The following is a 24838-nucleotide window of genomic DNA, read 5'->3' as shown; positions in this document are numbered from 1 at the left end:
ACGGAGACCGAGTCGCCATGGCACTCATGTGTCGGCGCTACCGGTCCACCTGACGGCCCTTGCTCTCTGGTGAGAGGCGCTCTCGCCGTGTAACGTCGCTGGCAGATGTCGTGGTTCGCAGTACCTGCCCGCGCCGTGGTGCGGGCGTTTTGCTGTGCAGTGCCCGAGGACCAGGACGACTACCTCCGGGTCCGCGCGGTGCGGATCCGTCATCGAGTGAGAGGCACTGGCATGGCCAGCGGAACTGTCAAGTGGTTCAACGCCGAAAAGGGCTTCGGTTTCATCGCGCAGGACGGCGGCGGCCCCGACGTCTTCGCGCACTACTCCAACATCAACGCGAGTGGCTTCCGTGAGCTCCAGGAAGGCCAGGCGGTGACCTTCGACATCACCCAGGGTCAGAAGGGCCCCCAGGCGGAGAACATCACCCCCGCCTGACCATTGCGTCACGCCGGCACGGTGCCTCAAGGAACACCCACGTTTGAGGCACCGTGCATCGCGGCGGATCGCGAAGGCTCCGCCGATCTCCCGAGCGGACGGCCGGGTCGTCACGTGACGACGCAGCGGTAGCGCCACTCGCCCGAGGGGCGACCGCGCAGCATCTTTCCGGCGCCATCGGCGCCGAGGATCGGACGGCCCAAGTGCCGCCGCCCTCCCTCGCCCACGTCACATCCCGCGTCGATTCCATGGCCCACGCGGCCGTGTCGATGATGCGTGTCCTTCCTTCCGCCGCGGAAGCGCCCGCCCGCTCATCGGCTCCGCCGGCCCCTTCAGCGCCGACTCCACCGCCCCTTCAACGGCGCTTCGAGTGCGGTGCGTACGGCGTCGTAGGCCGTCGGCCTACCAGGGCGGACAAGGATCACCCGTCCGGCCCGTGCGGCCTCCCGGACCGATGGGGCGACTGCGGCACCCTGACCGAGAAGGACTTCTTTTCCCCTCCCACCGTGCGTGCGGTTCCGCACCGCCATCGGGTGACGGACTGGCAGAACGCTTACGCGAAGCCGCCGCCCATCGGATCGGGGCCGGTCACGGTGACGAGGTCTGCCCGGTGGCGAGCCCCGCCGGTCGTGTCACGCGGTCGGATCGGACCGGAGTGGTGTTACCCACTTTCGGGTGACGGGTGGGTGAGGTGCGACGATGTCACGGATGCCCGTTTATCACCTAGATGCTGTAGGAGTACGGGAGTTGGGGATGACAGACAACTACTCTTCGGCTTTCAGCAGTTAAAGGGCTGATACAGGTGCCTGTAACCGACATGTTCGCAATTGGTAACAGGGGCCGGTTGTTGCCCGTACCGGCCGGGGGTGTGGAGCAACTTATGAGTCCTCGGCCACCGGGCCGGGACTCGCACAGGGTCGCACCGTGCAGATCCCCGCAGTCGGGGTGCTCGCACGGGGTGTGCCGGCTCTCGAACCTTGAGGAGCATTCATGTCCGTTTCCACGTCTGTCACGGCCCGCCGTATGGTGGCCGCCGCTCTCGCGGCCGGCGCCTTGGTCGGCTCGGCCGCCGTGTCGGCCTCGGCCGCGGAGCCGCGCTTCGAGCGCACGCACGTCGCCATCAGCAGGGTGCAGGCCGACGCGCCGGGCTTTGACGACCGCTCCAGCCGTTCCCTGAACGCGGAGTGGGTGGAAATCACCAACGCCGACCGTCACGGGGTGAACCTGGACGGCTGGACGCTGTCGGACAAGGACGGCAACCACTACACCTTCCACCACTACCGTCTGGCCGGCCGTTCCACCGTCCGTGTCCACACGGGCTTCGGTCGCGACACCAGCCGTGACCTCTACCAGGACCGCCGCAACGAGGTGTGGGACAACCACTCGGACGTCGCCACGCTGCGGACCGACCGCGGCCGCTTCGTCGACAGCGTCTCGTGGGGCCGCCACCACGACCGCGACCACGGCCGTGACGACCACCGCGGGCACGGTGACAACCGTGGGCACGGCGACACCCGTGGGCACGGCGACAACCACGAGGGTGGCCACCACGGGCGCTGAACGGCCCTTGACGGCACGTCCGTTCAGAGGCTGGGAGATGGAGATGACCGGCTGAGTGCCGGGCACCGTCACACCCCGTGATCACTCGGCCTGTCGGACGGACTAGCTGAGGAAGACCCGCACCGGACGGTGCGGGTCTTCCGCGTCCCGGCGCATGTCACCGGGCACGGCGTCGCACGGAGCTCATGGCGCGCCCGTCCCGATCCCGATGCCGCCGAGCAGCAGGGTCACATCCACCGTTGCCACGACGATCGCCGTCGCGAACGCCAGCCGCTCCCAGCGGCGTCCGAGCACCGTCCCCGTCACGGCCACCAGGAAGACCATCGCCAGGGCCACCACCTCACGTCTGCCGGGCGGTCCCGCCGGCCCCAGGGCCAGCAGCGCGGACGCGATCACCAGAGGCACCGGAAGCAGCAGCCGCGCACGATCGGGCCCCAGCCGCTGCGGCCACCCTCGTACACCCGTCGCCAGATCCCCACGGATGTCCGGCAGGACATCGCCCAGATGCGCTCCGACCCCCAGCAGCGCCCCGGCTCCGAGGACCCACCAGGCCGGCCACGGACGGCCCGGCAGCCCGAGTGACACGAACGCCGGGAGCGCGGCGAAGGCCAGCGCGTAGGGCGCCCAGGACCAACGGGTGGCCTTCAGCCGCACGTTGTACGCCCAGCCCGCCCCGACCCCGGTCAGGTGCACGAGGCCGGCCCACAGGCCGCAGAAGAGCGAGAGCGGCACACACAGGGCCAGCGCCGCGTACGCGGCGGCCCAGACCTGCGTCACCCCGAGCACCCCGTCCACGACCGGCTTGCCACGCCGTGCCGCCGCAAGGTCCCGCCGCGCGTCGAACGCGTCGTTGCACCAGCCGACCGACAACTGCCCCGTCATGACGGCGGCGCCCACCAGGACGCAACCCCCGGTTCCGCGGCCCGCGATCACGGCCAGCGCCGCCGCCAGTGCGGTGACGGCCACGACCGGCCCGGGGTGGCACGCCCGGCCCAGACCACTCACCCGGCCGGACCCTTTTCCCGCGGTGTCACCGGTCGTCGAATGCTCGGGAGTACCCACCCCGCGATGGTAGGAGGCTTCGTCCGTCGGGCTCGGGCGCGCCACGGGACGAACCGCCGGACGGGCGATCCCTGGTGGCGAAGTACCGGTCCGGGGAAGGCATGCGGAACAGCCCACCCCAGTCGGTTTTCGGACGGGAGCCCTATGACGCGGATCGCCGCCGTGCACGGTGCCCTCGCGCCGCACCGCCATACCCAGTCCGAGATCACCGACATGGTGGCCCGCACGTGTCTGCCCGAGGGCGCCGACCGCCGTGTCCTGGACCGGCTGCACCGAGGCGCTCAGGTCCGTGCCCGCCACATGACGCTGCCGCTCGAACAGTACGAGGCCCTGGACGGATTCGGCGCCGCGAACGATGTCTTCATCACGGCCGCCACGGACATGGGAGCCAAGGCCGTCCGAGAGGCTCTGCGTCTCGCCGGTCTGTCCGCGGCCGACGTGGACCTGCTGATCTTCACCTCCGTCACGGGCATCGCGGCGCCCTCCATCGACGCCCTGATCGCGGGCCGCCTCGGACTGCGCCGGGACGTCAGGCGACTGCCGATGTTCGGCCTGGGCTGTGCCGGCGGTGCCGCGGGACTGTCCCGGATGCACGACTATCTGCTGGGCCGGCCCGAACAGGTGGCGGTGCTGCTGTCGGTCGAGCTGTGCTCGCTCACGTTCCAGCGCGGCGACCCTTCCCCGGCCAACATGGTCGCGACCGGTCTGTTCGGCGACGGCGCCGCCGCGGTGGTGGCCTGTGGATCGGGTCGTACGGGCGAGGCCGTCGGCCCGGCGATCGTGGACACGCGCAGCCGGCTGTACCCCGAGAGCGGTCGCATCATGGGCTGGGCCATCAAGGACTCGGGTTTCCAGGTCGTCCTGGACCCGGAGATCCCCGACGTGGTGCGCCGTCACCTCGCCGATGACGTCGAGGGGTTCCTCGGTGACCACGGTCTGAAGCCGCAGGACGTGAGCGCCTGGGTGTGCCACCCCGGAGGACCCAAGGTCCTGGACGCCGTCACCGAAGCGCTCGATCTTCCCGACGACGGCCTCGATGTGACCTGGCGTCATCTGGCCGAGGTGGGCAATCTCTCCTCGTCGTCCGTGCTTCATGTACTGCGCGACACGCTGGCCACCCGCCGCCCGCCCGCCGGTACGCCGGGTGTGCTCCTGGCGATGGGGCCGGGCTTCGCCTGCGAGCTGGTGCTGCTGCGCTGGTAGCCGCGCCCGGCGCACGACATGGAACGGTGGGACACGGACACATGATCTGGTACGGACTGCTGGTGGCCGCCGTCGCCGCCGAACGGGTCGGCGAACTCGCCGTCGCCCGCCGCAACGAACGGTGGAGCCACGCTCGCGGCGCGATCGAGGCGGGCCAGGGCCACTACCCGGCGATGGTCGCCCTGCACACCGCCCTGCTGCTCGGCTGCCCGCTCGAAGTATGGCTGGCCGACCGGCCGTTCCTCCCCGCCCTCGGCTGGCCGATGGTGGCGGTGCTGGCGGGCGCCCAGGCACTGCGGTGGTGGTGCATCGCCACACTGGGGTCCCGCTGGAACACCCGGGTGATCGTCGTGCCCGGCCTTCCGCTGGTGGCCCGTGGCCCGTACCGGGTCCTGCGGCACCCGAACTACGTGGCGGTCGTCGCGGAGGGCGTGGCGCTGCCGCTGGTGCACACCGCCTGGGTCACCGCGGCCGTCTTCACCGTGGCCAACGCGGCCGTCCTGACGGTACGCATCCGGTGCGAGAACCGGGCACTGGCCGCCCTGACCACCTCGCTCACCTCCGCTCCGGCGTGATCGACGTCCTGGTCGCCGGTGGCGGACCGGCCGGACTGGCCGCCGCGATGCACAGCGCGCTGGCGGGTCTTGAGGCCGTGGTCGTCGAGCCGCGGACCGCGCCCGTCGACAAGGCCTGCGGTGAAGGCGTCATGCCCAGCGGCGTCGCCGCGCTGCGGGCGCTCGGCGTCGAGGTCGACGGCATGGAACTGCGCGGCATCCGCTACGTGGACGGCACGGCCCGAGCCGAGGCGCTCTTCCGCGGCCGCAGAGGGCTCGGAATCCGCCGCACGGAGCTGCACCACGCACTCCACCAGCGTGCTCTGCGCCTCGGCGTGCGGATCGTGCCGGGCAAGGTGGGGGAGGTGCGCCAGACGGCGGACACCGTCACCGCCGCGGGATTCACTGCACGGTGGCTGATCGCCGCCGACGGCCTGCACTCCGGCGTCCGCCGCGGCCTCGGGCTGGAGCTGCCCGGCAGCGCGCACCGGCGTTACGGACTGCGCCGGCACTACCGCGTCGAGCCCTGGACGGACTTCGTGGAGGTCCACTGGTCGGGGCACGGCGAGGCGTACGTGACACCGGTCGGCGACGACCTGGTCGGCGTCGCGGTCCTCAGCCGTCTGCGCCGCGGCTACGACGAGCACCTGGGCGCGTTCCCGGCTCTGACCGCGTCGCTGCGCGGGGCCCCGGCGACCGAGGTGCGGGGCGCCGGGCCACTGCTGCAACGGGCGCGGCGCCGCGTCGCCGGACGCGTCCTGCTCGTCGGTGACGCGGCGGGCTACGTGGACGCCCTCACCGGGGAGGGCATCGCCCTCGGGCTCGGGACGGCCGGCGCCGCCGTCCGCTGCATCGCTGCGGGACGCGTCACGGACTACGAACGGATCTGGTCGCTGCTGACACGCCGTCACCGGCTGCTGACCGCAGCCCTGCTGACCGCGAACCGCCGTCCCGGCACCGCCCGCCTGATCGTCCCCATGGCGTCCCGGATGCCCCCGGTCTTCACGGCCGCGGTGCACGCGTTGCAGTAGCGCCTACGACAGAGGGGTCTCGCGGCCTGTTCAGGCGAACCGCGTTCGGCGTCCTGTCGTCGCGGTCGCTGCGGAGCTGTACCTTTTCGTCCGGTCTCGGTAGTCGGTGCCCCGGGTGTCTCCGGAGCCGGTGCGGGACGTCGTTCGGGAACCCATGGGTGTCGCCGGATGCCCGCGGTGGGCACGGCGGCCGGGCGGCCGTCACCACCGCGGACACGTGCGGGTTGCACGACGCGTGCGGGCGTCGTGGAGTCAGCGGTTGCGGATCGCGCTGGTGGTGAAGAATCCGGTTGCCGCGGCGGCGACGAGAGCACAGACAGACAACAACATGGTTCGACGCATGGGGCGTCCTCTCCGAATGATCGTGGGCAGGCACGTTGCACAACGCCGGTCATGCCTCCGGGGGCTCGCCGCGGTCCCATATGCCACCCGCATGGACGCGATCCCCGGTGCCGGGGCGCGGACGGAAGGGACGGGAAGCGAGCTCTCCCCGACTCGAGCGTTCCAACATGGCCGTCGCGGCGGCCACGGGCGTCATGTACCTGGAGGCCTGGGGCGTCCCGGTGAAACCCACCCGGGACGACGCCGTAGCCCCGCGTGATCTGCGATCTGCTCCGCGATCCCGCCTGCACCGTCGCGAGGATCGCCGTGCTGCTGCGTTCCTGGCCCGCGGTGACCTGATCCGCGGCGATCTGATCTGCGTGTGTCGGCTCCTCGGCGGGCCGGGCCGGCTCAGAGGACGCGGGCCACTCCCGCGTAGATGCCGCTGTCCTCCGGCCTCGGCCTGCGGGCCGACTTGAACCACTCCGTCGCCGTCACCAGGCCGGGCTCGACCATCTCGAGGCCCTCGAAGAAGCTCTGCACCCCTGTCCGGTTGCGGAAGCCGAGTTGGATGCCGCCCTTGGCGTACTCGGCGGTGACCTGGTCGGAGAGCTCCGGGAACAGGTCGGAGGACGCGTGCGACAGCACCAGGTAGCTGCCCGAGGGCAGGGTGGCGATCAGGTTGCGGACGATGTCGTGGGCGTCCTGCTCGTCGGGGATGAAATGCATCAGCGCGATCAGCGACAGTGCGATCGGGCGGGTGAAGTCCAGTATGTGCCGGGCGTGTTGGACGATCTCCTCGGGCCTCCGCACATCCGCCTGGATGTAGTCGGTGACTCCCTCGGGCCGGCTGACCAGCAGCGCCTCGGCGTGACGCAGGACGATCGGGTCGTTGTCCGTGTAGACGACCTTCGCCGTGGGCGTGATGTCCTGGACGATCTGGTGGAGGTTGGGCTTGGTCGGAATGCCGGTGCCGATGTCCAGGAACTGGTCGATGCCCTGCTCCGCGAGCCAGCCGGACGCCCGGTGCATGAACTCGCGATTCTGCCGGGCCGCGTCCCGCGCCTCCGGCGGCAGCTTCTCTCCTACGGCCTCGTCGACCGGGTAGTTGTCCTTGCCGCCCAGCAGCCAGTCGTAGACCCGCGCGGGATGCGCCTTGCTGGTGTCGAGCGTCGGAAACGACTGTCGGTCGATCGTCATGGAAGCTCCCATCGCACCACGAAAACGCGGCAGGCCGAGTGTTCGATCATCCTACTCGGAAGCGCCATGTGGTAACGGCCGTAAGGGAGTTGGACCGAGAACCGACCGCGCGGACTTGTGCGTGCACGGCCGACGCGGCGAAGGAGGTCGAGGTGACTCCTGGAACTCGCTCCGAGGCCAGGACCTCGTCAGGAAAAGACTTGGGCGGGACACCGCCCGGGCTGGTAGCTTGCAGGGGCCGTGACGTCGTACGAGGAGGTGAGACCCATGAACGCTGTATGCATGTGGGTGCTCCCCCCGTTGGTCACGGTTCGGCCTTTGACATAGGTGTCGCCGGGAGCGCCTCGACCACCAGGCGAACCCGAAAGGCAACAACCTATGCATTCTGTGCATTTCACCGCGGAGACATCGTCGAACGGTGTCGTGGAACGCGACTTCACCGTGGGTGAGGTCACCGGCGTGCTCTGGTCCCCCGCATCCGGCTCCGAACGGGCACCCCTCGTACTGATGGGGCACGGCGGCGGTACCCACAAGAGGGCGCCCGGCATGACAGGCCGTGCGCTCCGCCTCGTGACCGACGGCGGTTTCAACGTGGCCACGATCGACGCGCCTGGTCACGGCGGCCGGCCCCGCACGGCGCACGACGAGCGCGAGATCGCCGAGCTGTACCGTGCGAGGGCGGCGGGCGAGCCGGAAGGCCCGGTCGTCGTCCGCTACAACGCCCACCTCGCGGAGCGTGCCGTGCCGGAGTGGCAGGCGACCCTGGACGCGCTCCAGGAACTGCCGGAGATCGGCCCGGAGGGGCCGGTCGGGTACCTCGGCATCAACATGGGGACCGCGATCGGCGTGCCGCTCGTGGCGATCGAACCCAGGATCAGGGCCGCGGTCTTCGGCCAGCACTGGCCCGACGCCCTGGCCGAGAAGGCCCGGCAGATCACCGTTCCGGTCGAGTTCGACCTGCAGTGGGACGACGAGCACATCCCGCGCGCGTCCGGTCTCGCGTTGTTCGACGCCTTCGCCTCGAAGGAGAAGACACTGCACGCCAACGCGGGACGGCACAAGGAACTGCCCAGGTTCGAGGCCGACAGCGCTGTCCGGTTCTTCGTACGGCATCTCGGCCGGGCCGGTGTCGACTCACCGGCGTGACCTGACCTGAGCTGACGGGCGTCGGCGTCCGGCCACCGGCCGGGCGCCGACGCCGCCGTCCCGACAGAGCGTCATGCCGTGGTCGCCTCGCGCCTTCTCGCCGGTTCGCGCGGTCGGGCCGAGGCCGTACGAGGGCGGCGGGAGGGTCTCGCGGGTCCGTCGATCTGCGCCGCGGGGGACCTCTCGTGTCGGGTTTTGAATCGCGCTTTACACATCGTCTGCAACCGTGGGGGAACGCAGGTAGTCCAAAAGAACAGTGAGACAGGCACGAATGGTGAGCCGGGGTAGATGTGAAGCGACGTAGCGGTATATCGATGGCACTCGTCATGGTCGCGGTGCTGGCTGGCACCAGCGCCTGTGGCGGGGGGACACCGAAGGCGAGTTCCGACGACGGAAAGGCCGGGACAGGCAAGGCGACGGCCAGCGTGAAGCCGTCTCCATCGAAGCCCGCGGGGCCACCGATGCTGCTGGAGACGATCACGCCGCAGACCGGTGCCACGGTCGGCGTCGCGATGCCGATCTCGGTGATCTTCACGAATCCGGTGGGGGAGAAGGCCCGCGCCGATGTCGAGAAGCACATGAAGGTGACCAGCTCCCAGCCGATGACGGGCGCGTGGCACTGGTTCGGGGACCGGCGGGTCGACTGGCGGCCCAAGTCGTACTGGGCCACCGGTACGAAGGTGAAGATCACCGCTGACATGAAGGGAGTGGCCAACGGCAACGGCCGCTTCGGCACGCGTTCCTACGTGCACGACTTCACCGTCGGCGATGACGTCCGCGCGGATGTGTCCGTCACCGGACACACCATGAAGGTGACGAAGAACGGCGCGCCCGTGCGCACGCTGTCGATCAACGCGGGGAGCGCCGAGTACCCGACGTGGAACGGCGTCATGGCGGTGATCGACAAGCAGGAGAAGGTCCACATGACCTCGTGCAGCGTCGGCATCAGCTGCACCAAGGGCGCCGCCAACTACTACGACCTGACGCTGCCCTGGGATGTCCACCTCACCCAGTCCGGCACGTACGTCCACTACTCGACGGGTGACCCGAACCCCGGCAGCGGCAGTGCCCGGGGCTCGCACGGCTGTGTCCACCTGTCGATGTCCGACGCCAAGTGGTTCTACGGCCAGGTCAAGCAGGGCGACCCGGTCTCCGTCACGGGCTCCCCGCGGGCGAAGGCGTCGGCCGACAACGGCTACGCCGCCTTCAACCTGAGCTGGGACCAGTGGCTGGCGGGCAGCGCGAGCGGCGAATCCACCGCCGGGTGACGTGCGCGTCCGCGACGGGTCCGTCGCGGACGAGCCGGTGCACCGGGTCCAGCCTGGTCAGAAGAGCATGGCCAGATCGCCCGGCCGCACCCGGGCCGTGACGGGGAGGACGGCCTCGACCTCCCCGTCGGCCCCGTAGGGCACGGGCCGGTCCGCCTCGATGCGGATCTCCCGGCCCCGCAGGATCACCACTTCGGGCCGCTCGGTGTGGGCGCCGGTCTTCAGCTCGTTCATCAGGGTGAAGAACAGCCGGCGCGGGGCCTGGCGGATCATGACGACGTCCAGCAGGCCGTCGTCCGTCCGGGCCGCCGGGGCGATGATGCGCCCGGAGCCGTAGTAGGCGGAGTTGGCGGCCACGACGGTGTAGCCGCGGTGCAGATGTTCGTCGCCGTCGACGGTGACGCGGTACGACGCCGGACGCCAGCCGGTGACCGCGCGCAGACCCCCGGCGTAGTACGAGGCGGCCCCGCGCAGCACACGCGCGTTGTTGGCGTACTGATTGGCGAGCGCGTCGACGCCCGCGTAGACACTGCCCAGGACCACGGTTCGGGAGTGCGCAGCCGATTCCACCTCGATGGTGTCGACGCGTCGCGGCTCGTGACGCAGCAGGACGCGCGCCAGGTCCTCCGCGGCGGTGGGCAGTCGGAGCGCACGGGCGAAGTCGTTGCCGCGGCCGGCCGGTACCAGGCCCAGTACGGTGTCCGTCCCGCTGAGGGCGCCGCCGATGCCCCCGGCGATCCCGTCGCCGCCGACGGCGAGGACCACCCGGCCCTGCTCCCCGGCGCTCAGCGCCAGTTCCTGGGCGTGGGCCAGGCTGCGGCTGTACTCGGTCTCCAGTCCGGCTCCGGCCTCTCGCAGCAGACGGGCGACCGGGAGCAGCGCCGCCGCCCCGGTGGAGCCGCCCGCGGTCGGGTTGACGACGGCGGTGAACTGTCGCATCGGTGTGCCTCCGGGCGGTGTCGGGTGGGACGAAGGGGATTGGGGCGGATCCTGAACACGGCGACAAGCCGTAGCCGCGGCCGTAGCGGAGCCGGATCCCGGGCGCGGCAGCGGCGTCGGAGCCGGAGCCGGATGACGCACCGGCGGCCCCGAGGCCGCCGGGCGGCGTTCACGGTGGTGGTCAGTCGATGGGCAGCAGGATCCCGGGATTGAGCAGGCCGTCGGGGTCAAGCCGTCGCTTGACGGCGCGCAGGGCCTCGACGCCCAGCGGCCCCGCCTCCCGGAGATACCAGTCGCGGTGGTCCGTGCCCACTCCGTGGTGGTGGCTGATGGTTCCGCCCGCGCTCAGGACGGCCTCGTTGGCGGCCCGCTTGGCCGGCGCCCAGTGCGCCACCGCGTCCTCGCCCTGGGCGGAGACGACGGTGAAGTAGAGCGAGGCGCCGTTCTCGTAGACGTGCGAGATGTGGCACATGACCAGGGGCGGGGTTCCCGCGGCCGAGAGCGTCTCGGTCAGCGCGGTGCGCACGGCCGTGTAGAGCTCGGGAATGCGTGACCAGAAGGTCGCGGTCTCCAGGGTCTCCGCGAAGGCCCCGGCGTCGAGCAGCGCGTCGCGCAGATAGGGCGCCGAATAGCGGCCGTGCGCCCAGCGTTCACCGGGCTCGGCGCCCAGGTAGGTGCCTCCGGCCGCGCGCAGGACCGCGGCGGCCCGCTCACGACGGTACGCCGTGTCGTCCTCGGTCCCCTCGTACCCGGCGATCGCCGTGCATCCGGCGTCCGGCGGTGCCCCGGCCGACCCGATGGCGTCGGGCTGGGCGAGACCGACGAAGGTCTCGGTCTCGTCGGACAGCCGCAGCACCGTGGGGCGCGGTCCGTCCTGCGCGAGCCGGCGCAGGGCGGTGGCGCCCTCCTCGAAGGACGCGAACCGCCACCCTTCGTAGATGCGGGTCTGCGGCAGCGGCCTGATCCGTACGGTGACGGAGGTGATGACCCCGAAGGCGCCCTCGGAGCCGAGGATCAGCTGCCGCAGGTCGGGGCCGGCCGCCGAGCGGGGCGCGCGGCCCGTGTCCAGGGTGCCTTCCGGGGTCGCGACGGTGAGGCCGAGGACCATCTCGTCGAAGCGGCCGTATCCGGCGGAGGCCTGTCCGCTGGACCGGGCCGCGGCGAATCCGCCGATGGTGGCCCACTCGTAGGACTGCGGGAAGTGCCCGAGGGTGAACCCGTACTCGGCGAGGAGCGCCTCCGCGTCCGAGGCGCGCAGGCCCGGCTGGAACGTGGCCGTGCGGGAGACGGGGTCGATGTCGAGCAGGCCGTTCATCCGGCGCAGATCGAGGGCGACGAAGGCGCTCCGCTCGGGGGCGAGGCCGCCGACGACGGAGGTACCGCCGCCGAACGGGACGACGGCGAGGCCGTGTTCCGCGCAGGCGCGCAGCACGGCGAGCACCTCGTCGTGGGTGGCGGGCAGGACGACGGCCGCGGGGGCGTCCCCGGCGTCGCCCGCGCGGATCTTCAGCAGGTCGGGCGTGGACTTTCCGCGGGTGTGCCTCACGCGGCTCTCGGTGTCGGTGAGCACCTGGTCCGCACCGCCGACGGCGTCCGCCAGCGCGCTCAGGACGAGGGCGGACGGGGGTTCGGGGACGGAGATCTCCTCAAGGGCGTGTACGCCGGTGTCCCGCGGCTTGACGCCGAGCAGATCCCGCAGCAGGCCGGTCACCGCGTCGGGCAGCGGCGCCGCCTTGGCCGGGTCGCCCCAGCCACTCCACAGCATGTCCATGAACGTAGTCCTCATCGGTCGGTTCGCGACGCGCCGTCTCCCGCACGGCCGCACAGGGCGTTACACTGTTACACATGGCGCCTATTCGTCACAACCAGTCGGAACGCTCGGACAGCGATCCCGTCCTCGACGCCGTACGCGACTGCGTCCTGGCCGTGGGCGTCCGGCGCACCACCCTGACCGACGTGGCCCGCCGCGCCGGCGTCTCGCGCATGACCCTCTACCGGCGCTGGCCCGATGTGCGGTCGCTGGTCGGCGATCTGATGACCCGTGAGTGGGTCGACGCGGCGACCGGCGCCATGCCGGAGCGGCGGCCCGGCCAGTCGACGCGCTCCCTGATCGTGGACGGACTGGTGGCCGGGATCGAGGCATTCCGCGCCCACCCGCTCTTCCGCAAGATCATCGATGTCGATCCCGAACTGCTGCTGCCCTACGTACTGGACCGCCGCGGAGCCAGTCAGGAAGCTCTCCTGGGCCTCCTCGCCGACTCCCTGGCGGAGGGGCACGCCGACGGGTCGGTGCGGCTCGCGCCCACGAGACGGCAGGCGCGTGCCGTGCTGCTCGTGGTCCAGTCCTTCACCCTGTCGCTGCGGACCATGACCGACGAGGACGACCCCGAACTGACCAGCGCCGCCTTTCTCGACGAGCTGCGCATCCTTCTGGAGAGGACCCTCACGCCATGAGCCCCACCAGCAGTCCGTCCGGCCCGGCGGCCCCGGCCCCCGGATCGTCGCTCTCCGCCGCCCGCCGCCGCCGTGAACTGACCGAGGCCGTGGGCGGCGACGTGGTGGACGTCCTGGTCGTCGGGCTCGGCGCCACCGGCGCGGGCGTCGCCCTGGACGCCGCCGCGCGCGGTCTCAGCGTCGTCGCCGTCGACGCCCACGACCTCGCCTTCGGCACCTCGCGCTGGAGTTCCAAGCTCATCCACGGCGGACTGCGCTACCTGGCCTCCGGACAACTCGACGTCGCCCACGAGAGCGCGGTCGAACGCGGGGTCCTCATGGAGCGCACCGCCCCCCATCTGGTGCGCGCCCAGCCCTTCGTCCTGCCCCTGACGCCGCTGGTGTCGCGCGGTCAGGCATCCCTGGCCTGGGTCGGATTCAGGGCCGGGGACACCCTGCGGCTGGCGGCCCGCACCTCCCGCGCCACCCTGCCCGCGCCGCGCCGACTCTCCGCGGTGGAGGCCCGCCACCTGGCACCGTCCGTGCGCCCCGGCGGACTGCGCGGCGGCCTGCTGTCCTGGGACGGCAAGGTGACCGACGACGCCCGCCTCGTCACCGCGCTCGCCCGCAGCGCCGCCGTCCACGGCGCGAAGATCCTCACCCGGGTCAGGGCCCTGGAGGTCCGCGGGACCGGCGCCGCCGTCCGGGACGAACTCACCGGGGAGCAGGGCGAGATCAGGGCCCGCGCGGTCATCAACGCCTCCGGCGTGTGGGCGGGCGACCTGGTCGACGGCATCCGCATCCGCCCCTCCCGCGGAACCCATCTGGTCCTGCGCGCCGACCTGTTCGGGCCGCTGCCCGCCGGCCTGCACATCCCGATCCCGGGCGAGACCAACCGATTCGTCCTGGTCCTGCCGCAGGACGACGGCCGTGTGTACGTCGGCCTGACCGACGAACCCGTCGACGGGGACATACCGGATGTGCCGCAGGTGCCCGAGTCGGACATCGGCTTCCTGCTGGACGTCTTGGGCTCCGCCCTGGACACACCGGTCAGGCGAGAGGACGTCGTTGGCGCCTTCGCGGGGCTGCGCCCGCTGCTGGACTCCGCGCCGACCCGCTCGGGAGAGACCGCCCGCACCTCCGACATCTCTCGCCGGCACGCCGTTCTCACCTCTGGCGACGGAGTGACCACCGTGGTCGGCGGCAAGCTCACCACGTACCGGCGCATGGCACAGGACGCCGTGGACGCGGCGATCGACGCCCGGAGTCTCCGCGCCGGTCCTTCCCCCACCGCCTCGCTGCCGCTGGTCGGAGCCGCGGCCCCGCACCGGCTCGGCTCGCTGGCCGCACCCGCCCATCTGATCCGCCGCTACGGCGCCGAGGCCCCCGCCGTCCACGCGCTCGGCGCACGCGACCCCGAGCTGAACGAGCCCGTGGTGCCCGGACACCCCGTCACACGGGCCGCGCTGCTGTGGGCCGTGCTCCACGAGGGCGCCCTCGACGAGGCCGACCTCCTGGACCGGCGTACCCGCATCGGCCTGGTGCCGCAGGACCGGGCGGCGGCCGTGCCCGCCGCCCGGGAAGCCCTCGACGCGGCCGCCGCCCGGCCTGCCTGACACCGTCACGGACCGCCGCCGACGGACGGCCCTGAACCGGTCCGAAAGCGGCACCGTCCCACCGCCCGTGCCGCCCCCGAGGCGCCCGTGCCGTCCGCGGTGGCGCGTGGTGGAGCCATGCGGCGTCCCGGGCCTCGGGCACGGCCGGTCCGCCGGACGGCCGGCTCCATCGCACGTGGTGACGCTCCGAGCGCACACCCACCGCCGAGGCGCGCGTCGGAACCGGTCGGGCAGGGCGACACACCGACGGTGGGCCCCGCCGCACCGTCCATTGGCGGCACGCGTATCGCGTATCGGCCCGGCCACCACGGCTGCGGAGTCCGGGTTCCCGAGACTGACCCCATGAGCGACGAAGCCGGACCAACGTGGTCGGACGCACGGCGTGAACGTCAGCGGACCGTCGTCATGGCGACCCTCACCGTCCTGGCGGGAGCGGTCGACGCGGTCAGCTTCCTGACCATGGGACACGTCTTCACCGCCCTGGCCACGGGCAATCTGCTCTTCCTGTCCTTCGCCGTCGCCGGTGAGGGACAGGTGCCGGTGGCCCGCCCCGCCGTCGCCCTGATCGCCTTCGTCCTGGGGGCCGCGGTCGGGGCCCTCGCCACCCGTGTTCTCGTCGCACGACACCGGCACTGGTTCGCGGCAGCCCTGGCCGTCGAAGGGGTGCTCCTCGCGCTCGCGGGGGCGACGGCCCTGTGGCGGCACGGCTCCGGCTCACTCATCGACCACCCGGACAACCTGGTCATCGCCATGGTCGGCTTCGCCATGGGCCTGCGCGCGGACACCGCCCTGCGCGCGGCTGTTCCGGGGATGCCGACCCTGCTGGTCCAGGTGTCGCTGGTCCGCCTCATCCACGGCCTCACCGGCGCCACTCCCGCGACCGAGCAGCGGCCCACGATCCGGGGCCGGCTCGTCGCGACCGTCCTCGGAATCTTCGCGGGCGGCGCCCTGGGCACCCTCATCACCCCGTGGGGGACGGGCCACGCGCTGCTCGCCATCGCGGCCGCGGTCCTGGTCATCGCCGCGCTCAACGTACTCCTGGCCCGGTACCGCCTGCTCTCGCCGGAGCTCATCGGCTGAACGCCCGGGGGCCCCTCGATGTTGCCGGACACTGGCAGCGCAGCGGGAGTTCAACGCTTCCTAGTCGTATCCTGTCGGCCGATCGGGTGTGTGTGGCTGACTGCTGCTCCCGGAACGAAGGGGACACGGCAGTGGCTGCGCGGACGGTGGACAGGTGGGTGTCGGCACGGATCCGGCAGGAGTGGAGCCGTTCGGCGGCCTGGGCGCTGCTCGGGCTGGCCCTGCTGGCGGGGATGGCGGGCCCGAGCGCCTTCGTTCCCGGGAAGGTCGCCACGGAGGAGGCGTTCCTGGCCGCCCGCCCGTGCCACGGCGAAACGGCGGCACCGGACGTGACGAACTGCACGCGCACGACGCGTGGGACGGTGCTCAGCGTCGAATCGGCCAAGAGCGGCAGGGCGACGGTCTTCCGGGTGCGGCTGCGGCCGCCGATGCCGGCCCCTGCCGATCAGCCGATCGACCTCGACCGACACGGTGACCTGTCGGAGCGCATCAAGCCGGGGGAACAGGTGGAGGTCACCACCTGGCGGAACGTTCTGGTCGCCGTCAGCCAGGACGGCGTCCGCGAGACACTTCCCGGGCTGCCGGACGAGGATGCCACCGTCTTCGTCGCCGTCGCACTGATGGCTCTCTGGTCGGCGGCCCTGGCCTTTGTCGCGGCCTTCGGCGCCGGCCGGCGGGCACGCCGGCTTGCCACCGGCCGCCCCGCCCTTCCGCGGGTCTCGTTCGGCGGAGGCAAAGGTGTCGGCGTGATCGTCGTACCCGCGGCCGCGGCCTTCTGCGCCGGTCACTTCTGGGACGCCTGGACGGCTGTCGTCATGACGGTGATCGTCTGGGCGGTGGTGGCGGTCCCGGTCACCGTCCTCGCTCTGTACTGGGACCGGGAGCCGTCCCCGGCGTCCTCGTCAGCCGGGCAGCCCGACGCCGAGCTGGAGCGGTCCAACTGACGTGGTGTGAACCGGGGTTCGAGGCGCCGTACGTCCGTGTTGTCGAACCCGGCCGCCCGCGGTCAACGCTCTCGATCGCGCGCACGCTCCTTCAAAGCCCGTGCCACGGTGGAGATCTCCTCGGACGCCAGTCGCCCCAGCAACGCGCCGGCGAAGACGACGACGCCCACTCCGACCAGCCAGGACTGGACGACCAGGACGGTGCCGAAAGGGCCGTAGGTGACGGCGCTGGAAGCGATGAGCGGTGAGAAGACCAGGCGTGAGAAGAACCGGAGACCGAGCAGGCCCAGCGCGGTGAGGAACGCGCCGGGCAACAGGGCCCTCACCGCGATCCGGCCGCCGAGCAGCATCCACTGCGACCACCAGAAGAACAGGACGGCGGTCAGGGTCGCGGTCAGGGTGCCGACGGCCGAGTGGCGCCACAACGTGGTGGTCGCGGACACGTACAGGGATCCGATGAGCACGGCGAGCCACACCAGTTGGCGCCATCGCGCGTACCAGCGGGCCGGCGGCAGGTCCCAGACCTTCTCGTAGCCGGTCTGTACCGCCGCCCCGAAGCTCAGACCGAACACGGCGAGGGCGGCGAGGCCGAACGCGGTCGTGGTCTGCAGGACCTGCGCGGGCCCGGAGAAGAGCCGCGCGACCTGGTGCCGGGCGGCTCCCGACACCCCGAGCCCGTCGCCCAGCCACTGCGCGAACCCGCGCCCGTGCGCCGGATCGGCGGCCGAGACGACGATCAGGAGGGGGACCAGGGTGAGGAAGCCGAGCGCCGCGAAGCTCAGTGACCTCTGCCCGAGTTCGATCGCTCTGCTCCGCCGCAATCCCCGGCCTGCCGGGGAATCGCGCAGCGCCCGGCACACCCGTACCCGCGCGGGTGGTTGGCCGCGGTGGTCGTCGGCCGGGGGAGCCTTCTTCGGCATGCAGATCGATTACCACAGTCGGCGGCCTTTCCAACAGCTCGGGGAGAGAGCCGTGTTGGCCTGGTCTCCGCCGAATCCCGCGGAGGGCGGCCGACGGTGGGACATCCGTGCCCCGCGTCATGGGCGGGCCCGGCCGGACGTCGAGCGGTCCGGCCGGGCCGAGGGGCGACGAGACGGGGTCAGCCCAGTGCGAACTTCTGGGCGGCAGCCCCGTTGCAGTCCCAGATCTGCAGACGGGTGCCGTTGGCGGTGGCGCCGTTGGGGGAGTCCAGGCAGCGGCCCGACTGCGGGTTGAGCAGAGAGCCGTCGGCCTGCTGCTGCCAGATCTGTCCGCCGGCCGAGCCGCAGTCCCAGAGTTCGACCTGGGTGCCGTTGGCGGTGCCGTTGCCGATGATGTCGAGACAGCGGCCCAGCGTGTGCAGCCGCCCGTCCGAGCTGTGGAACCAGTGCTGGTCGACCGCGTACGACTGGCAGCCCCAGAGCTGTACGGCCGTGGCGTTGGACCCGTTGTCGTCGCCGGCCACATCGGCGCAGGTGCCGCCCGGTCCGATGACGGGCGCGCCCGCGTTGACGGCGAAGTTCTGCGCGGCGGAGCCGTTGCAGTCCCAGATCCGCAGACGGGTGCCGTTGGCGGTGGCGCCGTTGGGGGAGTCCAGGCAGCGGCCCGACTGCGGGTTGAACAGCGAACCGTCGGCGCGCTGCACCCACTTCTGGCCGCCGACCCCGTTGCAGTCCCACAGTTCGACCTGGGTGCCGTTCGCGGTGCCGTTGCCGATGATGTCCAGGCACCGGCCGATGGTGGCGAGGGATCCGTTGGCGTTGTGCGTCCAGTGCTGGTCCTCGGCGTACGACTGGCAGTTCCACAGCTGTACGGCGGTGCCGTTCACCCCGGTGTCGTCGGCGGCCACGTCGACGCACTGGTTCCCGGGGCCGGTGACGGTGGCCTGCGGGCCGTTCGGGACGTTGGTCTGGCCCGCGTAGCCGACGGAGACGATGTTCGCCTGGACGGAGTTCTCGGCCGCGTCGGTCGGATAGCCCGACACCATGACGCCCTCGAAGAACGACCCCATGTTCCAGTTGCTGTTGTCGCCGCCCGTGCCCAGGATGATGCCGCCCTCCTGCTGCATCGGCCGGTAGCCGCCGCGTGTGGGCAGTGCTCCGTCCCACCAGGTCGACAGCCCGCCCGTCTGTGCGTTGCCGCCCTTCAGCGCGTAGGTGGTCTGTCCGTTGTTCTTCAGGACGGCGGTCACGTACGTGCTGTTGTTGCCCTTGTTCGCGGTGTTGGAGCCGTTGTCGCCCTGGAACATGCCGTTCTCCAGGTCGGCTTCGATCCAGGGGCCGGATCCGCTGCACGGCGCGAAGTAGCAGGTGGTGGCGATGGACACGGCGTCCATGTGGCCGTTGCCGGTGTCGGCCGGGGTGGACTCCGCGTTGCCGTAGTCGAAGCAGCAGGCGGAGCCGACGTGGGTACCGCTGGCGACCATGTAGGCGCCCTCCGGCTGGCCGTTCACGGCGACGCCCGAAGCGGCGCCGTGCGAGCGGTAGCCGACACCGGGGGAGATCCAGATCCCGTACACCTTGTGGCCGCCGGCGGTGACGGCCAGCTCACTCGCGTCCGCGCCTCGGTCGGCACCCATTCCGGCCGTGCCCGCGGGGCCGGGGAACAGGTCGTTGTGGCGGGACGTCTGGTCGTACACCTTGGAGATGCTGCACGTGGTGTTCGCGCAGAAGCTGTCCTGCTGGGCTGCGTTCGCGTAACCGCCGGCCGACAGCAGCCCGATGTCGGCGGTCGCGCCGTCGGAGGCACGCGTGACTTGATAGAGCGGACCGTTGTAGGCCGAGAACAGCGCGCGGGTCGTGCTGTGGGCGGCGACGCACGGGGTTCCCGCGCCGGCGTAGATGTCGCAGGGCTGCGATCCCGCCGCCTGGGCGACACCGGGCATCGCGACCAGAACGGTCACCAGGAGGCCGAGGGCGGCGGCGACGGACAGCAGGGCGCGACGCAGTCGAGCCCATCGGGGTACCGGCCCGGCCGCCGGAGAGGGGAAGAGACGCGAGGAGGCAGATCTTCTTCTGCGCATGTGTGCTCCCAAGGTGGAGGGTGGAGCTACAACTCGCCCTCGGAACAGCCGAGTTCAGGCTGCCTGACGACTGCGTCGGAAGTTACGCGCGTTGGTCGATTGCGTCAATATTTGTTGCTTTCCTTTCTGGTCGACTCTTGCCTGTGTCCGAATATGTGGTTTTGTGGCAACCAATTGCCGGTGCGGTGCGGTGCGGTGCGGTGCGGTGCGCTGTCCGGCCGCAAGCTCCTCGCTCCACCGGAGCGTCGTGCCGATCCGGACGGATGCGGTGGTGCCGCCGGGTGCCGCCCGCCGCGGCCCGGCCCGCCGTCCGAGCCGGGGTGACCCACTTCGGCCTGATCGTCCCGTTACCCGGCGCGCCCGCGGCGCTCGCCCTGAACAGCGGCTTACGGATGGGAATTTGAAAAGCCTACGACGACCGAAAAGCGTCTACGGCGGCCCGCCGGAGTTTTTTTGACCGGCTTCGCTGTGCAACATTCGGGCGAGGTCGAGTAACACCCTTGGAGGGGAAACGCGTTGTCGCCCACCACGGGATCCGAACATCGGTCCCTGCACGTTCTCACGCCATCCAGTGACGAATCCCTTACCATCGAATGGGCCGGTGGGAAAGGGAAGAACCTGTACACCCTGACCGCGTCCGGATTTCAAGTACCGCGCTGGTCGATCATCGGCCTGGACGTATTCGCGGAATTCTGCCGCGGCGGCGGACTGGACGAGCGTCTGGCGCAACTGCTCACCGACGGCTGGGAGTCGGACGCCGGGCGGATCGCGGAGGAGATCGGCCGTCTGATCGAGGCCGCGCCGTTCGACGACCATGTCACCGACGCCATCGGACTGGCCTACGGGCTGGCCGGCGGCGGCGCGGTGGCCGTGCGCTCGTCCGGGGCGCAGGAGGACGGCGCCCGCCACTCCTTCGCCGGCCAGTTCGACAGCTTCCTCAATGTCCGCGGCCTCGGCGAGGTCGTCGCCCACGTCCGCCGCTGCTGGGCCTCCGCGTTCTCCGAACGGTCCCTGCGCTACCGCGCGCGACACGGGCTGCCGCCCGACGCCGGTGGCGTGGCGGTGGTCGTGCAGCGCATGGTGGCCGCCGAGCGCAGCGGCGTGCTGTTCACCGCAGACCCGACGACCGGACGTACCGACCGGCATGTCGTGAGCGCTGTCCACGGGCTGGGGGAGGGGCTGGTCTCCGGCGCGGTCGACGCCGACACCGTCGTCCTGGACGCCACCACCGGCGAGCCGCTGGCCACGGTGATCGGCGGCCAACAGGAGCGCTACGACGCCGGGTCCGGAGCCGGCTGCCGGGTGTCACCCGTCGCCGACGAGGACCGCGCGGCGCCGGCCCTGACCGCCGCCGACCTCGCCCGGCTGCACCAGGCGGGGGTCCGTGTCACCGCTCGCTACGGCGCCCCCCAGGACATCGAATGGGCCATCGCCGAGGGCACCCTGTGGATCCTGCAGAGCCGACCGGTCACCACCCTCGGACCGGTCACCACCCTCGGACCGGCCGCAGGCCTCGTCCCGGAGCCCGGGGGAGACCTGCGGATCTGGGACAACTCCAACATCATCGAAAGCTTCAGCGGGGTCGTGTCCCCGCTCACCTACAGCTTCGCCGCCGACACCTACGCGAAGGTATACGACAGTTACGCCCGCGCCCTGGGCGTCCGCGGGGAGCAACTGCGCGCGGTGCAGGAGTGGACCCCGCACCTGCTCGGCTATGTCCACGGCCGGGTCTACTACAACCTGTTCCACTGGTACCGCATGGTGCGCCTCGCCCCGTTGTACCGGCTCAACCGGCGCGTCCTGGAGAAATCCCTGGGCGTCGCCGAGAGCGTTTCCGACGAAGTCGCCGACACGCTCCAACCGTTCACGCCCCGGCCCGGACTGCGCGGCCGGATCGCACGCCTGACACGTACGGCGATCTTCGCGGCGAGATTCCTCACCATCCGGAAATCGGTGGAGACGTTTCACCGAGATTTCTATCGGGCCTACGCGGTATTCAACAATGTCGACTACGAAACCCTGCCCGGGGACGAGACCTACCGTCGATTCCGGCGGCTGCAACGGGAACTCATCGAGAAATGGGGCCCGATGCAGACCCTGGACGCCACCATCCTGCTCTCCGTGGGACTGCTCGCCCTGCTCACCCGCAGATGGCTGCCGGGCGCGCCCGAGTGGTTCACCTGGGCCGCGGCAGCCCCCGGCAGCGGCGTGGAGTCCGCCGAACCGGTGTGGGCGCTGCGTGAGTTGGCCGCACAGGCCCGCGCCGACGACGAGATCCCGCGCCTGCTGGAGCGCACCCCCGACGCCGAGGCCCACCGGGCGCTGCGCGACGCCGGCCACACCCGGTTCCTGGCCGCCGTCGACGCCTACATCGCCGACTACGGCTACCGCAGCCCCGACGAACTCAAGCTGGAGGTCCCCGATCTGCACGAGAACCCCGCGGGACTGTTCGCCCTGCTGCGCGACGCGCTGCCGGAGACCGGCGACAGCCGTACACCGGATCGTAGCGGCGAGGCGGACGCCTACCTCGACGAGCAACTGACCGGCCCGCGGCGTCTGTTGTACGAACGGGTGCGGGGCAAGGCCCGCGCGGCGCTCGCCGACCGGGAACGGCTGAGGTTCTGCCGTACCCGCGCCTTCGGAGCGGCCAAGCGCATGCTGCGCGCGCTGGGCCGCGATCTCGCGCGCGCCGGTGCCATCGACGCCTGGGACGACGTGTTCCTGCTGCGCCTGGAGGAGATCAGGGGCGCCTACGAGGGCATGATCGCCCACACCGAACTGCGGGACCTGGTGGCGCTGCGCCGCGGGCGACTCGCCGCCGACAGCGAGCTGCACGCCCCGTCCCGCTTCACCACCCGCGGCGCCCCCTACTGGTCGGGCAACCTGGAACGGGCCGGCTGGACCGGCGGCCCGGCCGCCCGCAGCGGTGCCCGCGAACTGCGCGGCGTCCCCTGCTGCCCCGGCGTCGCCGAAGGACCCGCCGTCGTCATCGACACCCCGCGCGACGTCGGCGGCGGCATCCTGCTCACCTACCGCACCGACCCGGGATGGGTGACCGCGCTGCCCTCGGCCGCCGCCCTCGTCATCGAACGCGGCAGCCCGCTCACTCATGTCGCCGTCGTGGCAAGGGAGTTGGGCATTCCGACCGTGGTGCAGGTCAAGGGCGCCACCACCGAGATCCGCACCGGCACCCGGCTGCGGGTCGACGGTGCCGCCGGGACGGTCGCCGTCCTCGCCGACCCGCCCGGCGACAGCGCGACCGCCGCGGCGGACAGCTCCCGAACGGAGGCCCATCAGTGATCCTGAGCGAGGACCGTCTGCAGGACCTGCTCGACAAGTCCCTCGCCGAACTGCCCCCGGGCGACTGGGCCGTGACCCTGGAGGGATCCATCGCGGAGGGGTTCGGCAACCCCTCCTCCGACATCGACTTCCTGCTCATCGGCCGCTGCGACGAGGACCTGCCGACCATGCCGTCGCTGCTTTTCGTGGACGGACGACGGGTGGAGATCCGCACCCGTTCGGTGCGCCAACTCGCCGACCAGTCAAGGGCGGTGGAGCAGGGAGCCGAGCGGCCCGGCCGGCTCTCCGAGGATCTCCTCAACCGCTGCCAGCGGGTGCTGCACAGCCACCCGCTGCGCGGCCACGCCCTGGTGGAGGAGGTGAAGGCGATGCTGCCGTTGGAGCGGTTCCGCCGGATCACCGCCGACTGGTGGGCGCACCGGGCCCGTCAGTCCCTGCGGCACGCGATGGCATTGCAGTGCCTCGGTGAGCGCGACGAGGCCCTCGACTGGACCCGCGCCGCACTCGTCCAGAGCGTCAAGTCATGGGCGGCCGGCCTGGGCGAGACCTATCTCGAACCCAAGTGGCTGTCCATGCAACTGGACCGGGCCGGCCGGGCCGACATACGCGACCGCTACTGGGAGTTGGAAGCGGCCGCTCTCCACCCCGCCGACGCCGACGCCCACGCCCACGCCGACATCGACCTCGACGACGACATCCAGGGTGGCACCGCCCAAGCCCACTTGGCCGCCTGCCTCGACTTCGCCGAGAGTCTCGGAATCGCCGACGTCCCCCGGCAGCCCGAGCGGCTGACCGTCCGACGCGTGGCCGGGGTGACCACCTGGCAGACGGGCGAGCGGGTCCACGTCATCCGCGGCCGACGCGACGTGTTCGCGCTCGGCGACGAGGCCGGAACCGTCTGGCGCTCCCTCGTCCTCGGCAAGCCGCTGCCCCGAGTGCTGGCCCGGGCCGCCGGCACCGGCGTCCGTGACCCCGGCCCGCTGCTCGCCGTCTTCCTGCGCTACGGACTGATCCGCCTGTCCTGGAAGGGCGGCGGCACCGTCACCCCCTCGCTGCCGCTCGCCGCCCCGCCCGGCCCCGTAACCCCGCCGCCCTCCACGGCGCAGCCGCTGCTGTCGGTGAGCGGCGCGTCGGTCCGCCGACCCCGGGCGGTCGACCTGATGCCCGTGCCGGCCGACCGGTTCGCCGCCGCCGCCATGGCCCTGGTGTGGTCCAACGTGGTCGTCGAGAACGCGGTCGAGGATCTGACCGGGGCCCTGCAACGCGGTCAGTGGAGGGTCGCCGAACTCACCGCCCGGCGCGCCGTGCACGCCGCGCTGCGCGGACTGGTCAGTGCCCACGGAGTCAATCCGCTGCCGGCCGACTCCGACCTCGTACGCCGAATGGACCTGCTGCCGCCCGCCGCATGGCCGCTCGGGGCACGCGCCGGGGATCTGCTCCGGTTCGGTGTGGACTCGGCCAAGGAAGGCGACGCTCTCCTCGGGGAACTGCGCTTCTTCATCGCCCTGGTGCGCGGGGCTGTGGGCGCCGACTCCTTCCCGCTCTCCTTCGACTCCGCGGACACCTGGCGGGCGACGCTGCAACTCGGCCACGACTGGCTGCGTATCGGCGCCCATCTGGGCGCGGAGCTGCCCATCGAAGAGGCCCGCGACCTGCTGGCCGGCAACGGGGACCGGCCCCACCAGGCCCCGTGACGGCACCCGGCTCCTGGACGACACCCGGACAACACCCCACCCCACGCTCCG

At 71.6% G+C, this 24838-nt stretch carries 19 protein-coding genes and 1 pseudogene; 14 read left to right on the top strand and 6 right to left on the bottom strand.

Features of this window, described 5'->3' with window-relative positions:
• The first annotated feature begins 231 nt into the window (after window positions 1-231).
• Complete coding sequence (locus ACIQRL_RS24515; RefSeq protein WP_037751662.1) at window positions 232-435, top strand: cold-shock protein; 204 nt, start codon at window positions 232-234, stop codon at window positions 433-435.
• 990 nt (window positions 436-1425) lie between these two features.
• The gene (locus ACIQRL_RS24510) at window positions 1426-1995 is read left to right on the top strand and encodes a lamin tail domain-containing protein (protein ID WP_401335002.1); all 570 of its coding nucleotides are present in this window, start codon (window positions 1426-1428) and stop codon (window positions 1993-1995) included.
• Window positions 1996-2178: 183 nt separating this feature from the next.
• On the opposite strand, the gene ACIQRL_RS24505 is transcribed toward ACIQRL_RS24510, so the two are convergent.
• A complete protein-coding gene (locus ACIQRL_RS24505; protein WP_401334999.1) occupies window positions 2179-3057 on the bottom strand; it encodes a UbiA family prenyltransferase in 879 nt (292 codons plus the stop codon).
• Window positions 3058-3201: 144 nt separating this feature from the next.
• Here ACIQRL_RS24505 and ACIQRL_RS24500 point away from each other — a divergent pair, with 144 nt between their 5' ends.
• From ACIQRL_RS24500 to ACIQRL_RS24485, 4 genes and pseudogenes are all read left to right on the top strand, one after another.
• Window positions 3202-4260: a type III polyketide synthase gene (locus tag ACIQRL_RS24500; RefSeq protein ID WP_401334997.1), complete on the top strand. Its 1059-nt coding sequence runs from the start codon at window positions 3202-3204 to the stop codon at window positions 4258-4260.
• A gap of 41 nt (window positions 4261-4301) precedes the next feature.
• Window positions 4302-4835 (top strand): isoprenylcysteine carboxyl methyltransferase family protein, encoded by a 534-nt coding sequence (locus ACIQRL_RS24495; protein WP_401334995.1) that lies wholly within the window; start codon window positions 4302-4304, stop codon window positions 4833-4835.
• The gene (locus ACIQRL_RS24490) at window positions 4832-5845 is read left to right on the top strand and encodes an NAD(P)/FAD-dependent oxidoreductase (protein WP_401334992.1); all 1014 of its coding nucleotides are present in this window, start codon (window positions 4832-4834) and stop codon (window positions 5843-5845) included. The genes ACIQRL_RS24495 and ACIQRL_RS24490 overlap by 4 nt, the downstream gene beginning before the upstream one ends.
• 494 nt (window positions 5846-6339) lie before the next feature.
• Window positions 6340-6526 (top strand): annotated as a pseudogene (locus ACIQRL_RS24485) (fic family toxin-antitoxin system, toxin component); the annotation flags it as partial.
• 51 nt (window positions 6527-6577) lie between these two features.
• Here ACIQRL_RS24485 and ACIQRL_RS24480 read toward each other — a convergent pair.
• On the bottom strand, window positions 6578-7366 hold the full coding sequence (locus ACIQRL_RS24480; protein WP_401334990.1) for an SAM-dependent methyltransferase: 789 nt from the start codon (window positions 7364-7366) through the stop codon (window positions 6578-6580).
• Between the two features lie 378 nt (window positions 7367-7744).
• On the opposite strand from ACIQRL_RS24480, the gene ACIQRL_RS24475 reads away from it, so the two are divergent.
• Together ACIQRL_RS24475 and ACIQRL_RS24470 are read left to right on the top strand one after the other, a co-directional pair.
• Window positions 7745-8512 carry an alpha/beta hydrolase gene (locus ACIQRL_RS24475; RefSeq protein ID WP_401334988.1) on the top strand — a complete coding sequence of 256 codons (768 nt, stop codon included), beginning with the start codon at window positions 7745-7747 and terminating at the stop codon, window positions 8510-8512.
• A 314-nt stretch (window positions 8513-8826) separates the two neighbouring features.
• Window positions 8827-9780: an Ig-like domain-containing protein gene (locus ACIQRL_RS24470; protein WP_401334985.1), complete on the top strand. Its 954-nt coding sequence runs from the start codon at window positions 8827-8829 to the stop codon at window positions 9778-9780.
• A gap of 57 nt (window positions 9781-9837) precedes the next feature.
• On the opposite strand, the gene ACIQRL_RS24465 is transcribed toward ACIQRL_RS24470, so the two are convergent.
• The gene (locus ACIQRL_RS24465; RefSeq protein WP_401334982.1) at window positions 9838-10719 is read right to left on the bottom strand and encodes a diacylglycerol kinase family protein; all 882 of its coding nucleotides are present in this window, start codon (window positions 10717-10719) and stop codon (window positions 9838-9840) included.
• A 181-nt stretch (window positions 10720-10900) separates the two neighbouring features.
• Entirely contained in the window at window positions 10901-12490 is a 1590-nt protein-coding gene (locus ACIQRL_RS24460; RefSeq protein WP_401334980.1) for an FAD-binding oxidoreductase, read from the bottom strand.
• 74 nt (window positions 12491-12564) lie between these two features.
• On the opposite strand from ACIQRL_RS24460, the gene ACIQRL_RS24455 reads away from it, so the two are divergent.
• The 4 genes from ACIQRL_RS24455 (at window position 12565) to ACIQRL_RS24440 (ending at window position 16792) form a co-directional block, all read left to right on the top strand.
• Window positions 12565-13173 (top strand): TetR/AcrR family transcriptional regulator, encoded by a 609-nt coding sequence (locus ACIQRL_RS24455; protein ID WP_401334978.1) that lies wholly within the window; start codon window positions 12565-12567, stop codon window positions 13171-13173.
• On the top strand, window positions 13170-14768 hold the full coding sequence (locus ACIQRL_RS24450) for a glycerol-3-phosphate dehydrogenase/oxidase (protein WP_401334975.1): 1599 nt from the start codon (window positions 13170-13172) through the stop codon (window positions 14766-14768). The genes ACIQRL_RS24455 and ACIQRL_RS24450 overlap by 4 nt, the downstream gene beginning before the upstream one ends.
• 342 nt (window positions 14769-15110) lie before the next feature.
• A complete protein-coding gene (locus ACIQRL_RS24445) occupies window positions 15111-15848 on the top strand; it encodes a YoaK family protein (protein ID WP_401334972.1) in 738 nt (245 codons plus the stop codon).
• Between the two features lie 158 nt (window positions 15849-16006).
• On the top strand, window positions 16007-16792 hold the full coding sequence (locus ACIQRL_RS24440; protein ID WP_401334969.1) for a hypothetical protein: 786 nt from the start codon (window positions 16007-16009) through the stop codon (window positions 16790-16792).
• A gap of 62 nt (window positions 16793-16854) precedes the next feature.
• On the opposite strand, the gene ACIQRL_RS24435 is transcribed toward ACIQRL_RS24440, so the two are convergent.
• Both ACIQRL_RS24435 and ACIQRL_RS24430 read right to left on the bottom strand, forming a co-directional pair.
• A complete protein-coding gene (locus tag ACIQRL_RS24435; protein WP_401334968.1) occupies window positions 16855-17712 on the bottom strand; it encodes a ribonuclease BN in 858 nt (285 codons plus the stop codon).
• Between the two features lie 179 nt (window positions 17713-17891).
• Window positions 17892-19793 carry an arabinofuranosidase catalytic domain-containing protein gene (locus tag ACIQRL_RS24430; RefSeq protein WP_401334965.1) on the bottom strand — a complete coding sequence of 634 codons (1902 nt, stop codon included), beginning with the start codon at window positions 19791-19793 and terminating at the stop codon, window positions 17892-17894.
• A gap of 516 nt (window positions 19794-20309) precedes the next feature.
• Between ACIQRL_RS24430 and ACIQRL_RS24425 the strand changes: the two genes are divergently transcribed.
• Both ACIQRL_RS24425 and ACIQRL_RS24420 read left to right on the top strand, forming a co-directional pair.
• Window positions 20310-23093, top strand: a complete 2784-nt coding sequence (locus ACIQRL_RS24425; protein ID WP_401334962.1) for a phosphoenolpyruvate synthase — start codon at window positions 20310-20312, stop codon at window positions 23091-23093.
• Window positions 23090-24787, top strand: coding sequence for a hypothetical protein (locus ACIQRL_RS24420; protein ID WP_401334960.1), 1698 nt, complete (start codon window positions 23090-23092; stop codon window positions 24785-24787). The genes ACIQRL_RS24425 and ACIQRL_RS24420 overlap by 4 nt, the downstream gene beginning before the upstream one ends.
• Window positions 24788-24838: the final 51 nt, after the last annotated feature.

Origin of the sequence: Streptomyces sp. NPDC091209, assembly GCF_044757755.1 — a bacterium.
Classification (GTDB): Bacteria; Actinomycetota; Actinomycetes; order Streptomycetales; family Streptomycetaceae; genus Streptomyces.
This window is presented reverse-complemented; position numbering and strand designations above follow the sequence as displayed.

Excerpts from the sequence above, each read along its gene's own strand:
- ACIQRL_RS24515 (WP_037751662.1), top strand. The coding sequence starts at position 232 with ATGGCCAGCGGAACTGTCAAGTGGTTCAACGCCGAAAAGGGCTTCGGT.
- ACIQRL_RS24510 (WP_401335002.1), top strand. The coding sequence starts at position 1,426 with ATGTCCGTTTCCACGTCTGTCACGGCCCGCCGTATGGTGGCCGCCGCT.
- ACIQRL_RS24500 (WP_401334997.1), top strand. The coding sequence starts at position 3,202 with ATGACGCGGATCGCCGCCGTGCACGGTGCCCTCGCGCCGCACCGCCAT.
- ACIQRL_RS24495 (WP_401334995.1), top strand. The coding sequence starts at position 4,302 with ATGATCTGGTACGGACTGCTGGTGGCCGCCGTCGCCGCCGAACGGGTC.
- ACIQRL_RS24480 (WP_401334990.1), bottom strand. The coding sequence starts at position 7,366 with ATGACGATCGACCGACAGTCGTTTCCGACGCTCGACACCAGCAAGGCG.
- ACIQRL_RS24475 (WP_401334988.1), top strand. The coding sequence starts at position 7,745 with ATGCATTCTGTGCATTTCACCGCGGAGACATCGTCGAACGGTGTCGTG.
- ACIQRL_RS24470 (WP_401334985.1), top strand. The coding sequence starts at position 8,827 with ATGGCACTCGTCATGGTCGCGGTGCTGGCTGGCACCAGCGCCTGTGGC.
- ACIQRL_RS24465 (WP_401334982.1), bottom strand. The coding sequence starts at position 10,719 with ATGCGACAGTTCACCGCCGTCGTCAACCCGACCGCGGGCGGCTCCACC.
- ACIQRL_RS24460 (WP_401334980.1), bottom strand. The coding sequence starts at position 12,490 with ATGGACATGCTGTGGAGTGGCTGGGGCGACCCGGCCAAGGCGGCGCCG.
- ACIQRL_RS24455 (WP_401334978.1), top strand. The coding sequence starts at position 12,565 with ATGGCGCCTATTCGTCACAACCAGTCGGAACGCTCGGACAGCGATCCC.
- ACIQRL_RS24450 (WP_401334975.1), top strand. The coding sequence starts at position 13,170 with ATGAGCCCCACCAGCAGTCCGTCCGGCCCGGCGGCCCCGGCCCCCGGA.
- ACIQRL_RS24445 (WP_401334972.1), top strand. The coding sequence starts at position 15,111 with ATGAGCGACGAAGCCGGACCAACGTGGTCGGACGCACGGCGTGAACGT.
- ACIQRL_RS24435 (WP_401334968.1), bottom strand. The coding sequence starts at position 17,712 with ATGCCGAAGAAGGCTCCCCCGGCCGACGACCACCGCGGCCAACCACCC.
- ACIQRL_RS24430 (WP_401334965.1), bottom strand. The coding sequence starts at position 19,793 with ATGCGCAGAAGAAGATCTGCCTCCTCGCGTCTCTTCCCCTCTCCGGCG.